General features: G+C 61.5%; 12 protein-coding genes and 1 riboswitch. Of the genes, 6 read left to right on the top strand and 6 right to left on the bottom strand.

Annotated elements, in window-relative coordinates:
• The first annotated feature begins 178 nt into the window (after window positions 1-178).
• On the top strand, window positions 179-1,603 hold the full coding sequence (gene hldE, locus KVH01_RS09930; RefSeq protein ID WP_217881309.1) for a bifunctional D-glycero-beta-D-manno-heptose-7-phosphate kinase/D-glycero-beta-D-manno-heptose 1-phosphate adenylyltransferase HldE: 1,425 nt from the start codon (window positions 179-181) through the stop codon (window positions 1,601-1,603).
• Between the two features lie 34 nt (window positions 1,604-1,637).
• On the opposite strand, the gene KVH01_RS09935 is transcribed toward hldE, so the two are convergent.
• Genes KVH01_RS09935 through KVH01_RS09950 form a run of 4 tightly spaced genes read right to left on the bottom strand, consistent with a single transcriptional unit; the run spans window position 1,638 to window position 5,014 of the window.
• On the bottom strand, window positions 1,638-2,597 hold the full coding sequence (locus tag KVH01_RS09935; RefSeq protein ID WP_043047922.1) for a hypothetical protein: 960 nt from the start codon (window positions 2,595-2,597) through the stop codon (window positions 1,638-1,640).
• A gap of 41 nt (window positions 2,598-2,638) precedes the next feature.
• Entirely contained in the window at window positions 2,639-3,451 is an 813-nt protein-coding gene (locus KVH01_RS09940; protein ID WP_217881310.1) for an aldo/keto reductase, read from the bottom strand.
• Entirely contained in the window at window positions 3,448-4,623 is a 1,176-nt protein-coding gene (locus KVH01_RS09945; protein ID WP_217881311.1) for an NAD(P)/FAD-dependent oxidoreductase, read from the bottom strand. Before KVH01_RS09945 ends, KVH01_RS09940 begins: the two co-directional genes overlap by 4 nt.
• Window positions 4,624-4,678: 55 nt before the next feature.
• Entirely contained in the window at window positions 4,679-5,014 is a 336-nt protein-coding gene (locus tag KVH01_RS09950; RefSeq protein WP_043047919.1) for a DMT family transporter, read from the bottom strand.
• A 200-nt stretch (window positions 5,015-5,214) separates the two neighbouring features.
• Here KVH01_RS09950 and KVH01_RS09955 point away from each other — a divergent pair, with 200 nt between their 5' ends.
• Together KVH01_RS09955 and waaA are read left to right on the top strand one after the other, a co-directional pair.
• A complete protein-coding gene (locus KVH01_RS09955; protein ID WP_043047918.1) occupies window positions 5,215-6,105 on the top strand; it encodes a LysR family transcriptional regulator in 891 nt (296 codons plus the stop codon).
• 23 nt (window positions 6,106-6,128) lie between these two features.
• The gene (gene waaA / locus KVH01_RS09960; RefSeq protein ID WP_217881312.1) at window positions 6,129-7,406 is read left to right on the top strand and encodes a lipid IV(A) 3-deoxy-D-manno-octulosonic acid transferase; all 1,278 of its coding nucleotides are present in this window, start codon (window positions 6,129-6,131) and stop codon (window positions 7,404-7,406) included.
• 56 nt (window positions 7,407-7,462) lie between these two features.
• On the opposite strand, the gene KVH01_RS09965 is transcribed toward waaA, so the two are convergent.
• The gene (locus KVH01_RS09965) at window positions 7,463-8,902 is read right to left on the bottom strand and encodes a TolC family outer membrane protein (RefSeq protein ID WP_043047914.1); all 1,440 of its coding nucleotides are present in this window, start codon (window positions 8,900-8,902) and stop codon (window positions 7,463-7,465) included.
• Window positions 8,903-9,098: 196 nt separating this feature from the next.
• Window positions 9,099-9,204, top strand: a riboswitch (TPP riboswitch).
• A 149-nt stretch (window positions 9,205-9,353) separates the two neighbouring features.
• Between KVH01_RS09965 and thiC the strand changes: the two genes are divergently transcribed.
• Complete coding sequence (gene thiC / locus KVH01_RS09970) at window positions 9,354-11,243, top strand: phosphomethylpyrimidine synthase ThiC (protein ID WP_043047912.1); 1,890 nt, start codon at window positions 9,354-9,356, stop codon at window positions 11,241-11,243.
• Between the two features lie 156 nt (window positions 11,244-11,399).
• Here the strand turns inward: thiC and KVH01_RS09975 are convergent, their stop codons facing one another.
• Window positions 11,400-12,146 carry an RsiV family protein gene (locus KVH01_RS09975; protein ID WP_217881313.1) on the bottom strand — a complete coding sequence of 249 codons (747 nt, stop codon included), beginning with the start codon at window positions 12,144-12,146 and terminating at the stop codon, window positions 11,400-11,402.
• A 191-nt stretch (window positions 12,147-12,337) separates the two neighbouring features.
• Between KVH01_RS09975 and KVH01_RS09980 the strand changes: the two genes are divergently transcribed.
• Window positions 12,338-12,955 (top strand): NUDIX domain-containing protein, encoded by a 618-nt coding sequence (locus KVH01_RS09980; RefSeq protein ID WP_043047909.1) that lies wholly within the window; start codon window positions 12,338-12,340, stop codon window positions 12,953-12,955.
• Complete coding sequence (locus KVH01_RS09985; RefSeq protein WP_043047907.1) at window positions 12,946-13,395, top strand: DUF1249 domain-containing protein; 450 nt, start codon at window positions 12,946-12,948, stop codon at window positions 13,393-13,395. The genes KVH01_RS09980 and KVH01_RS09985 overlap by 10 nt, the downstream gene beginning before the upstream one ends.
• Window positions 13,396-13,479: the final 84 nt, after the last annotated feature.

The raw sequence follows: 13,479 nt of genomic DNA on the forward strand, positions 1-13,479 counted from the left end.
AAAAACGTCAACGATTACGCGTGCTTCCTGAATAAACGCGGCGCCTGTGAGTTTTTCGCGAGCAAGCTCGCTCCTACAGAGGGTAGCCCCCTCCCACATTTGGCCAGCAGTGCGCGTAAGCGACCGCAAACCCTGTGCTAATATCGCGCCCCTGTTCATTTTGTATGTGGGTTGCTCCATGAAGTTGTCCATGCCGCGATTCAATCAAGCCGCTGTCTTGGTGGTCGGCGATGTCATGCTCGACCGTTACTGGCATGGCGGTACCTCACGGATTTCCCCTGAGGCGCCGGTGCCGGTAGTCAAGGTCGAGCAAATCGAAGACCGCCCAGGCGGCGCTGCTAACGTCGCCCTCAATATTGCCGCTCTCGGCGCCCCAGCCTCCCTGGTAGGGGTGACTGGCGACGACGAAGCTGCCGACAGCCTGGCCAACAGCTTGCAGGGTGCCGGTGTGCGTGCGCTGTTCCAGCGCATCGCCCATCAGCCGACGATCGTCAAGCTGCGGGTCATGAGTCGTCACCAGCAATTGCTGCGTATCGATTTCGAAGAGCCCTTCGCAACCGATGCCCTGGCCCTCAGCGACCAGGTCGATGCTTTGTTCGAAGGTATCAAGGTGCTGGTGTTGTCCGACTACGGCAAAGGCGCCTTGCAGAACCACCAGGTATTGATCCAGGCCGCCAAGGCCCGCAATATTCCGGTGCTGGCCGATCCCAAGGGCAAGGACTTCTCGATTTATCGGGGCGCCAGCCTGCTGACGCCAAACCTCAGCGAGTTCGAAACTATCGTCGGCGGTTGCGTCGATGAGCACGATCTGGTGAGCAAGGGCGCCACACTGATGACCGAGCTCGACCTGGGCGCCTTGCTGGTGACCCGTGGCGAGCACGGCATGACCCTGCTGCGGCCTGACCATCCGGCCATGCACCTGCCGGCACGTGCACGTGAAGTGTTTGACGTTACCGGTGCCGGTGACACCGTGATTTCCACCCTGGCGGCGTCCATCGCGGCCGGTGAAGAATTGCCCCACGCCGTGGCCTTGGCCAACCTGGCGGCGGGCATTGTGGTGGGCAAGCTGGGTACCGCGGCCATCAGTGCGCCGGAATTGCGCCGTGCGATCCAGCGCTCCGAAGGCTCGGAACGCGGCGTGCTGGGCCTGGAGCAATTGCTGCTGGCGATTGACGATGCCCGCGCCCACAACGAGAGCATAGTCTTCACCAACGGCTGCTTTGACATCCTGCACGCCGGTCATGTGACTTACCTGGAGCAGGCGAGTGCCCAGGGCGATCGCCTGATCGTCGCGGTCAACGACGATGCGTCGGTCAGCCGTTTGAAAGGCCCGGGCCGTCCGATCAACAGCGTTGACCGGCGCATGGCGGTGCTGGCAGGGCTGGGTGCGGTGGACTGGGTGATCAGCTTCTCCGAAGATACCCCGGAGAACCTGCTGGCCCAGGTCAAGCCTGACGTGCTGGTCAAGGGCGGGGACTATACCGTCGACAAGGTGGTCGGTGCGGATATCGTCAGTGCCTATGGCGGTACGGTCAAGGTGTTGGGGCTGGTTGAAAACAGCTCTACCACTGCTATCGTCGAAAAGATCCGCAACAACGAGTAACACCCCGTGACGCCCGGGGCGAGCCTGCTCGCCCCTAGCTCTTCTTCGGTACGATCTTGCGCAACATCTGCCGCGCCTTGCCGGTCAGGCGCTTGAGCTTGGAGTCCTTTTCCGGCTCTGCCAAACCCTGCTGCCTTAGCCAATCCTTCCAGCGAATCCGCTCATCGCGCACCAGCCAGCCTTCCTGCCGGGCGAAGCTTTCCGCCAGGTACAAGCCGCGTGTGCTGGCCGGGTACAGCTGGTCTTTCTTTACGGTGTACAGCTCAGCGAGCGGCTCGCCGTCTTTCAATGGCATCAGGTACAGGTCCGGGCGCTGGCGGTCCAGGCGCGCCACCAGTTGGTCGCCTTCGAGGCGCTCATCCACATGGAACAAGCTGAGGGACTTGGCCTCCTTCGGCACTTCCAGGCGCAGGTCATAAATCAACTGCAGTGACGCCGTCGGCAGGTGCACGTAGGCTCGCGGGCGTTCGATCAGTTGGGTGGTGGCGCAGCGTACCGGGCGAGCGGCGCCGGACAAGGGGCTCAGGCGGAACGGCAGGGCTTCGCGGTAATGCAGGGCGGCGGAGTAGGGCGCCGGCAGCCAGGTGTCGTTGAAACGTCCGCCGAGCCAGCCTTCCGGAGTTTCGAGCAAGCATTCCTCGGCAATTTCCTGAATGGCGGTGTGCAGCGGCAGGTTCAGTTCATGGGCCGGGACGTAGCCGGAGATCAGCTTGAGCACCACATCGCCGCGGTCCTGGCGGCGTTGGCGCACCAGTACCCAGTAATCCTTGTTTTGCCAATGCAGGGTCAGGCGTACCGATACGCCCAGGTTCGCCAGTTCGAGGGCGAAGCGCTCGGCGTCCGGCACCTCTACCGGCTTGCGCCGTTGCAGGGTCTGGGCGAAGTTGAGCGGCATGCCTACACTCTGGTAGCTCAGGCCCTCGGGGGTAGCCTCTACGTGCAGCGGCAGTGTCTTGAAGTTGCTCGGGTTTTTTCGAATCAGCGTTCGCGGCATGTCGGCTCCTTCTTGCGACGGGGTCGGCCGCATCGGCGGCATCAGAGTTGACGGATGACCCGGGCAGCGGTCGCCGCGTTATGGGCCAGGTGCAGCGGATTAATGGTCCCGACAATAGCACTGGCGACGCCCGTTTGCGCAAACAACAGCTTGAAACTGGCATCAATTGGATCCATTCCTGGCTCCAGGCACACGTGGCCGCTGGCCAGGGCTTTTTTCACCAGGATGCCTTTGCCATGGGCTGCTGCATAATCGATCACGGCTTTTTCGGCCTGCTCGTTGAGGTTGTAGGTGACCATCGCGCAATCACCCTGTTCCAACGCTTTTACGCCGCCCTCGACGGTCTTGCCGGAAAAACCGAAAGCGCGAATCTTGCCGTCTTTTTTCAGCTCCGCCAGGGTCTGGTAAACCTCGCAATCGTTGAGGATATGCAAGTCGTTGCCATCGGAATGCACCAGCACCAGGTCGATAAAATCCGTTTCAAGGCGTTTCAGGCTGCGTTCAATCGACATCCGCGTATGGGCCGCGCTGAAATCGTGCCGCGACACGCCATTGGCAAACTCTTCGCCGACCTTGCTGACAATCACCCAGTTCTTGCGTTGCCCGCGCAGCAGCGGGCCCAGGCGCTCTTCGCTCATGCCATAGGCCGGCGCGGTGTCGATCAGGTTGATGCCCAGCGAGCGGGCCAGGAGCAGCAGCCTGCGTGCCGCTTCGTCGCTGGGGATCTGGAAACCGCTGGGGTATTTCACGCCCTGGTCGCGGCCCAGCTTGACGGTGCCCAGGCCCAGTGGCGACACCCGCAGACCGGTGTTGCCCAAGGGTCGATGAAAGTCGTGAAGGGTTAGCAGGCTCATGGCAACAGTTGCTCCCAGGCAGGTTGGCCGATAGTTGGTTTTGGCAGGTCGGGTAGCGGGGCGCCGGCGCCAGGGCGGATGCCGTCGCGCTCCAGGAGGTGCAGGACTCGATCGGCGAAGTCCGGCGCCAGGGCCAGTTTGGTCGGCCAACCGACCAACAGGCGGCCGTCGTCGGCGAGGAAGGCGTTATCGGGGCGGGTCAGCCCCGACTGCAGCGGTTCGGCGCGATCCACCCGTAAGGTTGCCCACCGGGTCTGGCTCATGTCGATCCAGGGCAGCAGTTGCGCCAGCTCTTTCTGTGCGGTGGCGATCTGTTCTTCTGGTGTGCGTGCCACGCCGTCAGCCTCGGCAATATCGCCGCCGAGGTACCACACCCAGTTGCCGTCGGCCGCCGGGTGTGTCGTCACAGTGATGCGCGGCTTGGTGCCGCCGCCCAGGCAATGGGCATACAGGGGTTTGAGGCCCGGGCCCTTGGCGATGATCATATGCAGAGGACGTTTTTGCATGGCTGGCTGGCTCAGGCCCAGGGTCGCGAGCACATCGGCGGTACCGCCTCCGGCACTCAACACGATGCGCTGGGCACGGATCTCGTGGCCGTCGACTTTCAAGCCCGCCAGAGTGCCGTCCTCAAACAGGGGCTCAATGTGCTGACCGGCAAGCAAGCCGTCACCCGCCAGTTGCGCCAGGCGTTCAATCAGGCTCGGTACGTCCACCACCAATTCCGCCAGGCGATAGACCTTGCCCTTGAAACGACGGTCTTGCAGGGCCGCGGGCAACTCGTCGCCCTTGACCTGATCGACGCGGCCGCGCACGGCCTTGCTGGCGAAGAAGCTGGTGAGGTTGCCGGCGAGGGTGCCGGGGGACCACAGGTAATGGGCTTGGGACAGTACGCGTACGCCGGACAGGTCCAGCTCACCGGTACCCGCCAGGGCTTCCCGCCAGCGGCGCGGCATATCGGCGATGGCTTCGGAGGCGCCGGTGAGGGCGCCGTGCAGGGCGTATTTCGCGCCGCCGTGGATGATCCCCTGGGACTTCACGCTTTGCCCGCCACCCAGGGTGGCGCTTTCCACCACTAACGTAGAGAACCCCTGGCTGCGCAGGCGTGCGTTGAGCCAGAGGCCGGCAACCCCGGCGCCGACAATCAGAACGTCGGTGGAAATAACGGATGGCATCGGCGACCTCAGTGTTCAAGACAAGAGGCGCAGTATACAGGCTGTTGAGTGGCGGTCAGTGCCCCACGGTTTTCGAGAACAGCTGAATCACCACCACGCCCAGCACAATCAGGCCCATGCCCAGCATCGCCGGGACATCCAGCTTCTGCCCATAGATGAACAACGCTGCGACGCTGACCATCACAATCCCCAGCCCTGCCCAGACCGCATAGGCTATCCCCACCGGCACGGTGCGCACCACCAGGGTGAGCATCCAGAACGCGACGCCATAACCCACAATCATCAACAACAGCGGGATCGGTGTGCTCAAGCCCTTGACGGCTTTCATGGAGACGGTCGCAACCACTTCCGAGCAAATTGCAATGGCCAGGTAAACGTAGGCGGCATTCATGGGAAAGTCCTCGGTAGTTTCAAAATCTGTAGGAGCGAGCTTGCTCGCGAAAAGCGTTAACGAAAACGCAGGGATTGCAGCTAGACGCGTTGCCTGTGCGTTTTTCGCGAGCAAGCTCGCTCCCTACAGTGGTCGGCATTCTAGTTGTTTGCCAGATGCGGTAAAGTCATTACCTATCTGGATTAGAGATGGGTTGAGCCATGAGCGTGCAGTGGAACCTGGAACAGATGCGCCTGTTTGTCAGCGTCGCCGAGCGGCGTTCGTTCTCGGCCGTCGCCCGTGATCAGCGCAAGGCGCAATCGGCGATCAGCAATGGCATCGCGTTGCTGGAAGCGGACCTGGGCGTGAGCCTGTTCGAGCGTAGCAGTGGCCGCCAGCCTAGCTTGACCGAGGCCGGCAGCGTGTTGCTGGAGGAGGCGCGTGAAGTGCTGCGCCAGTGTGAGCGCCTCAATGGCCGGGCGCTGTCCTTGACCCGCGGTGAGGAAGCCTGCCTGCGCCTGGCCCAGGATGAGGCGATGTTGTTCCAGCCGGTGCTCGATAGCCTCGAGGCACTGGCGGTGCACTACCCGCTGCTGGAAGTGCAACTGTCCAGCGCCGCCCAGGGCGACGTGGCGCGCAAGCTGGTGGAGCGCAAGGCGGACCTGGGGCTGTTGTTCTATCACGATCAGATCCCCGAGGCCCTGGAACGACGGGTGGTGGGCAGTGTGGAAATGGTCACGGTGTGCGGGGTGAATCACCCGCTGGCCCAGGAACAGTACGTGACGTGCCAGCATCTGGCGCAGTTTCGGCAGTTGCTGATGTCGACCCAGACCAGCGTTTACCCCGGCAGCGAGGCGGCCAGCCCGCTGGTGTGGCGCGCCGACAGTTTCTACGTACTCGCCGAATGGCTGATGAGCGGCCTGGGCTGGGCCTGGTTGCCTCGGCATATCGTGCAATACCCGACCTATCAACAACAGATGGTCGAGTTGGCCAGCGAATGGACGCCGCCGGCGCTGGTGGTGGAGCTGGTGTGGCGCCGCGATGAACACCTTGGGCCCGCGGCCCGCTTCCTGGCCAAACGTTTTGCCGAGTGCTTGCAGGCGATCGACTGAAAAAGCCGATAAACTCCGCCGCCATGAATAGAACTCTCTATAGCTGTCTGTTTTACCTGGCGCTGCCGTTGGTGGCCTTACGTTTATGGTTGCGTGCGCGCAAGGCGCCGGCCTATGCCAAGCGTGTGGGCGAACGGTTTTCCTATGGCTTGCCGGTGATGCGTCCCGGCGGGATCTGGGTGCATGCCGTGTCGGTGGGCGAAAGCATTGCCGCCGCGCCGATGGTTCGTGGTTTGCTGGCGCGTTATCCACAGCTGCCGATCACCGTCACCTGCATGACGCCCACCGGTTCCGAGCGGATCCAGGCACTGTTCGCCAACGAGCCGCGCATCCAGCACTGCTACTTGCCTTACGACTTGCCTTGCGCCGCCAAGCGATTTCTTGATCACGTGCAGCCCAAGCTGGCGGTGATCATGGAAACGGAACTCTGGCCCAACCATATTCATGCCTGTGCCCGGCGCGGTATCCCGGTGGCGCTGGCCAATGCGCGATTGTCGGCGCGTTCGGCCAAGGGGTATGCGCGTTTCGCCAAGCTGACTGCGCCGATGCTCTCGCAAATGAGCCTGTTCGCTGTGCAGACTGAAACCGAAGCCGAACGATTTCGCAGTCTTGGTGCGCGTCCTGAAACGGTGGAGGTTACCGGCTCGATCAAATTCGACCTGAGCATCGATCCGCAATTGCCGGAACGCGCCGCCGCGTTGCGTGAACAATGGGGCGCCAGTGAGCGGCCAGTGTGGATCGCAGCCAGTACCCACGAAGGCGAAGATGAAGTGGTGCTTGCAGCCCATCGACAATTGCTCGCCAGCTACCCCAACGCATTGCTGATTCTGGTTCCGCGTCATCAGGAGCGCTTTGGCCCAACATTTGAGCGTTGCGTGCAGCAGGGCTTTGCCACGGTGCGCCGCTCCAGTGGCGAGGCGGTCAACGCGCAAACCTCGATTTTGCTTGGCGACACCATGGGTGAATTACTGTTCCTCTACGGCTTGGCCGACAGCGCCTTTGTCGGCGGTAGCCTGGTGCCGACGGGGGGGCACAATCCGCTGGAGCCGGCGGCGTTGGGCAAGCCGGTGATCATGGGACCCCACGTATTCAACTTCCTCGACATCACCGCGATGATGCGTGACGCGGGGGCGTTGCGCGAGGTGGATGACGCAGAAGGTCTGGCCGAAGCGGTGAGGCAGCTGTTCGAGCTGCCGCAGGATGCGCGCAGGATGGCGCAGGCGGGGTTGAAAGTGATGCAGGCCAATCAGGGTGCGTTAAAACGCCTTTTGGACGGTTTGGAAAGATTGATCGCTCACTGACCCAACACCCATCAAATGTGGGAGCAAGCCCCTCCCACATTGGTTTTGCAGTGTGATCAATAGCCCGGGCGGGCCTTGAGCTGCTCGGCGGCGGCCTTGGCCAAATCCGGTGGCAGGAAGTCCTTGTCCGGGTTGTAGTCTGCCTTGAGGTAGCGCGCCAGGTCTTGCAAGTCCCCTGGGTTCAGGGTGCCCGCCGCCTGCTTCAAGCGCAGGTTGTCGAGGATGTAGTCATAGCGGCTGTTGTTGTAGTTGCGCACCGAGGAGTAAAGCTGGCGCTGTGCATCCAGCACGTCAACGATGTTGCGCGTGCCCACCTGATAACCGATCTCCGTGGCTTCCACCGCGCTCTGGTTGGAGATGATCGACTGGCGGCGTGCCTGGACTTGTTCCACATCGGTATTCACCGCACGGTGCAGGTTACGGGTGTTTTCCACCACCTGGCGGCGCAGGCCTTCGCGTTGTTGCTCGCTCTGGTCCAGGCGTGAATAGGATTCACGCACTTGCGAACTGGTAAGCCCGCCGCTGTAGATCGGGATGTTCAGGCGCAGGCCGATGGTGCGTTGCGACACATCACCGCCGTACGGGATGGGCAACTGATTCGGGTTGCTGAAACCCAAGGCATCGTTGTCACCTTTTTCGTATTGCGCGACGGCGTCGAGGGTCGGCAGGTGCCCGGCCTTGCGCTGGCGCAGGGTTTCTTCGGCGGCAGTCACGGCGTAGTTGCTGGCCAGCAGATTGAGGTTCTGGCGACCGGCCGTTTCGACCCAGGCCTTGGCGTCGTTCGGTGCCGGCGGTAGCACCGGCAGCGTGTGGACGATGCCCTGGATCGAGTTGTATTGGCGATTGGTCAGGGTGATCAACGCTTCGAAGGCGTCATCTACCTGGCGCTGGGCAACGATGCGGTTGGCCCGGGCCGTGTCATAGCTGGCCTGGGATTGCAGTACATCGGTCTTGTCCGACAGGCCCACGTCAAAACGTTCGTTGGACTGGTCGAGCTGGCGCTTGAAGGCATTTTCTTCGGCCTTGGTCGAGGCCAGGTTGTCCTGGGCACGCAGCACGGCGAAGTAGCTCTCGGCGCTTTGCAGGATCAGGTTCTGTTCAGTGGCCGACAATTGCAGCGACGCTTGCTCGTTGACGGCTTCAGCCGCCTGCAGCTGGAACCAGCGATCGGCGCGGAACAGCGGCTGGCTCAGCGTGGCGCGCCAGGAGTGGGCGTCGCGGTTGGCCGTGGCGGCCGGCTGGTCGATCTGGGTGCGCACGTTATTGCTATCGGCACCGGCTGACAGGTTCGGCAGCAGCCCGGCGCGAGCCTGGGGTACCACTTCTTTTTGCGCGCCGTATTGGGCGCGGGCAGCGGCAAGGTCGGCGTTGTTGTGCGCCGCTTCCTGATAGACGCTGACCAGGTCGGTGTTGGTGGACAAGGGCGCTTCTGCTGCCCAGACCATTCCATTGGTCGCACAAGACACGGCAAGAGCCAGTGAGAGTTTGCGCAGCATGAGGCGATCCCTAGTTTAAATATTACGGTGATAATTTAGCGCTCAAGGCTAAGGCTGGCCATTCCTGGCGTCAAGCCTTGAGGCAGTGCCCGAGTGTAGTGGCCGGATCACGGCACAACAATCCCACGATCACGCCATTCATCACGCTGAATGCACCGCTATTGGCAATTTGCCCATGCCATGGTCTAGACTGGCCGAGTTCTTGTCGGGGTGCCTTGTTGGAAGGCTGAGATCGGTAAATACCGGATCCCGTTGAACCTGATCAGGTTAACGCCTGCGTAGGGAACAAGATTTCTCGTCACCCGGCGAGTCCTCTTGTGCTTCGTCCGGGATGTTGTTCGACCATCGAACAGCCCTCGAGTACCGAGCACAGCACTGGTTCCAGTGCGTCCATCCGTCACAGGTTCGCTCCGACAAAAATCCACCGCCTGGATAAGTTGGAGAGCCCGTGATGACGACAAAACTAAAAAATACCGTGCACCTGAGTGAATCGGCCAAGGTCGACTCCGGCTCCGTGCAGCCGTTTACCCGCTCGCAAAAAATCTACGTACAAGGCACTCGCCCGGATATCCGCGTGCCGATGCGCGAAATCAGCCTGGATGTGACGCCCACCGATTTCGGCGGTGAAATCAACGCCCCCGTGGTCGTCTACGACACCTCCGGCCCTTATACCGACCCCAACGTCATCATCGACGTGCGCAAGGGCCTGGGGGATGTGCGCTCGCCGTGGATCGAGGCTCGTGGTGACACCGAGCGCCTGTCGGGCCTGAGTTCGCACTTTGGCCAGCAACGCTTGAGCGATGCCGAACTGACTGCCTTGCGCTTCGCCCACGTGAAGAACCCGCGTCGCGCCAAGGCCGGCGCCAACGTCACGCAGATGCACTACGCGCGTAAGGGCATCATCACCGCCGAGATGGAATACGTCGCCATCCGCGAAAACATGAAGTTGGAAGAAGCCCGCGCCAGCGGCCTGTTGGATCAGCAGCACGCCGGTCACAGCTTCGGCGCCAGCGTGCCGAAAATCATTACCCCGGAATTTGTGCGCGAGGAGATCGCCCGCGGTCGCGCGATCATTCCGGCCAACATCAACCACACCGAACTGGAACCCATGATCATCGGGCGTAACTTCCTGGTGAAGATCAACGGCAATATTGGTAACAGCGCCCTGGGTTCGTCCATCGAGGAAGAAGTGGCGAAACTGACTTGGGGTATTCGCTGGGGTTCGGACACCGTGATGGACCTGTCGACCGGCAAGCATATCCATGAAACCCGCGAGTGGATCATCCGTAACTCGCCGGTGCCGATCGGTACCGTGCCGATCTATCAGGCCCTGGAAAAAGTCGGTGGCGCCGCCGAAGACCTGACCTGGGAGCTGTTCCGCGACACCCTGATCGAACAGGCCGAGCAGGGCGTCGACTATTTCACCATCCACGCCGGTGTGCTGCTGCGCTATGTGCCGCTGACCGCCAAGCGTGTGACCGGCATTGTGTCCCGTGGCGGCTCGATCATGGCCAAGTGGTGCCTGGCGCACCACAAAGAGAACTTCACTTACACGCATTTCGACGAAATCTGCGAAATCATGAAGGCCTACGACGTCAGTTTCTCCCTGGGTGACGGCCTGCGCCCGGGGTCGATTGCCGACGCCAACGATGCCGCACAGTTCGGCGAGCTGGAGACCCTGGGCGAGCTGACCAAAATCGCCTGGAAGCACGACGTACAAACCATGATCGAAGGCCCTGGCCACGTGCCGATGCAACTGATCAAGGAGAACATGGACAAGCAACTGGAGTGCTGCGACGAGGCGCCGTTCTACACCCTCGGCCCGCTGACCACCGACATTGCACCGGGCTATGACCACATCACTTCGGGTATCGGTGCGGCGATGATCGGCTGGTTCGGTTGCGCCATGCTTTGCTACGTCACGCCCAAGGAACACCTGGGTTTGCCGAACAAGGATGATGTAAAGACGGGGATCATCACCTACAAGATCGCCGCGCACGCCGCCGACCTTGCGAAAGGCCATCCAGGCGCGCAAATCCGTGATAACGCGCTGAGCAAAGCGCGCTTCGAGTTCCGTTGGGAGGACCAGTTCAACCTAGGCCTGGACCCGGACACTGCACGTTCCTACCACGATGAAACCCTGCCTAAGGATTCGGCCAAGGTCGCGCATTTTTGCTCCATGTGCGGGCCGAAGTTCTGCTCGATGAAAATCACCCAGGAAGTACGCGAATACGCCGCCAACCAGCGCATTGAGGCGGTGGATGTGGATGTGGCCAAGGGCTTGGCGGAGCAGGCGCAACGGTTCAAGCAGGAAGGTAGCCAGCTGTACAAGAAGGTCTGATCCGGGATTCAGATACCTTGTAAGAGGCTTATCGGGGGCTTGCCCCCCGATAGCCATTTCCCAAGCAACACATGCCTCTTGCAGGTCACCCCTCCCTTGAACATTCAACCCAGCACTTATTCGCCGGACATCGCGAATTCATCCTGGGACGAGCGTTCAGTGGCGCGCGGGTACCAGTTCAGGCCTGAGGATGCCTTCCAGGCGCGAGTAAGGAATCTGCAACTCGACGTGGCCCAGGGCATAGGGGGCGATGGTGGCGGTGGGGTACTTGAGGGTCACGGCACTGGAAGTCAACGCCACGTTCGGGGTTTTCTGGAACGGGTAGCTTTTCACGAATTCCGGCTCCAGGCTCAGGCGCGTGCTGATCTGCCAGCTGTTGTGGCTGACCTGGGCAGCTTTCCAGAACGCGTCTTCCTTGCCCGGCAACAGCATATCGGTAAGTGTCAGGGCCTTCTGCTGCTGGCGCGAATAGTTGATGAACCCGCGGCCTGGTTCGCCATGGGTGGCGCCCTGGTCCAGGTAGCTGGACAGTTCGATGATCACCAAGCCGTCATGCTGCTCGCGTACCTTGGCCTGCAAATACATGCTGTTGTGGGGCGCCGCGGTTTGCAGGAACTGCTCGCGGTAGGCTTCCAGGCTCGACGGCAGCGGGTCGCTCGCATTGGTTCGGGTCATCTCCAGCAGGCGCTGTTCGATCAAGGCGTCTAGCTTGGGCTCCTTGGCAAAGTGCACGGTGTCGATATTGACCAGCGGGCAATCGGCGCTGGCGCAACCCGGCTTGCTTTGCTCGGTGGCGTCACGGACGCCTTCCAGCGGCGTGCGATAACTGGGTTGGAACAGGCTCTGGCAGGCGCCGAGAGTCAATGCGATACAAGCCACGGAGGCAATTTTTAAAAGCGACATGTATGTTCTTCGTCCATCGATAAGAGCGAAATTCGTGGATCTTCGACTACCGGCGCGGCAGTCAGTTCGCCACTAAGCTTGATCGTGTGAGTTTGACGTCCGCCGCCTGTCCCGGCAACTGGAAAGGGGCTGCATCAACGGGCATCGGCGCGTTAGGATGGCGGCAATTGCATCAGCATAACGAGGAAAACATGACGGACATCGCGAAGTCCGCGCCGAACAAGATCGAGATCGTTCAGCGCGACAATGCCTACCAGGGCTTCTACAAGCTCGATCGCGTGCAGTTGCGCCACGAGAAGTTCGATGGCGGCATGAGCCGGGTGATCAACCGCGAAGTCTTCGTGCGTCATGATGCTGTGTGCGTGCTGCCCTACGACCCGCAACGTGATGAGGTGGTGCTGATCGAACAGTTCCGCGTCGGTGCCATGGGGCGCGCCGGTAATCCGTGGCTGGTGGAGATGGTCGCCGGCCTGATTGACAAGGACGAGCAACCGGAGGAAGTTGCACACCGCGAGGCCGAGGAGGAAGCTGGGCTGACATTCTCCGCGCTTTGGCCGATCACCAAGTATTTCCCGTCGCCCGGCGGCAGTACCGAATTTGTCCATCTGTACCTGGGCCGTTGCGACAGCTCGGGCGCTGGCGGCGTCCATGGACTGGAAGAAGAAGCAGAAGATATCCGCGTTACCGCCTGGGCGTTCGAAGATGCCTTGCAAGCGGTGCGCGACGGTAAGATTTCCAATGCAGCCAGCATTATCGCCCTGCAGTGGCTTGCGCTTAATCGCGCGGAAGTGAGGGGGTTATGGCAGTAAAGGCACGGGAGCGTTACCGAGTTGACCTGATCGGGCTGCAAGCCGCCTGCGAAGCCAACTATGCGCGGCTGATGCGCCTGCTCCCGGACATGCGCCACACCCCCGAGGCGCGGCGCATTGCTGTGACCCACGGCGACCAGATGCTCGGCGTGCTGGCCCTGGAGGTCATCCTCACCTGTCCCTACACCACTACGCTGCGCGTGCGCCAGGAGCACAGTCTGCCTTGGCTGCCGGTGCCGCAACTGGAAGTGCAGGTGTACCACGATGCGCGTATGGCCGAAGTGATCAGCGCCGAGCATGCGCGACGCTTTCGCAGCATCTATCCTTACCCGAATGTGTTCATGCACCAACCCGACGAGAAAGCACAGCTCAATGTGTTCCTCGGGGAATGGCTGAGCCACTGCCTGGCGTTGGGTCATGAGTTTGAGGTCGTGCGGTAGATGTGAACTGCGTCTGCTTACCCAGCTTTCCTCTTTGTGTCCTGCCCTAGCATAATCGCGCCACCTATCCATTCCAGTGATTGC

The sequence above is a fragment of the Pseudomonas khavaziana genome, from assembly GCF_019145205.1.
Taxonomy (GTDB): Bacteria; Pseudomonadota; Gammaproteobacteria; order Pseudomonadales; family Pseudomonadaceae; genus Aquipseudomonas; species Aquipseudomonas khavaziana.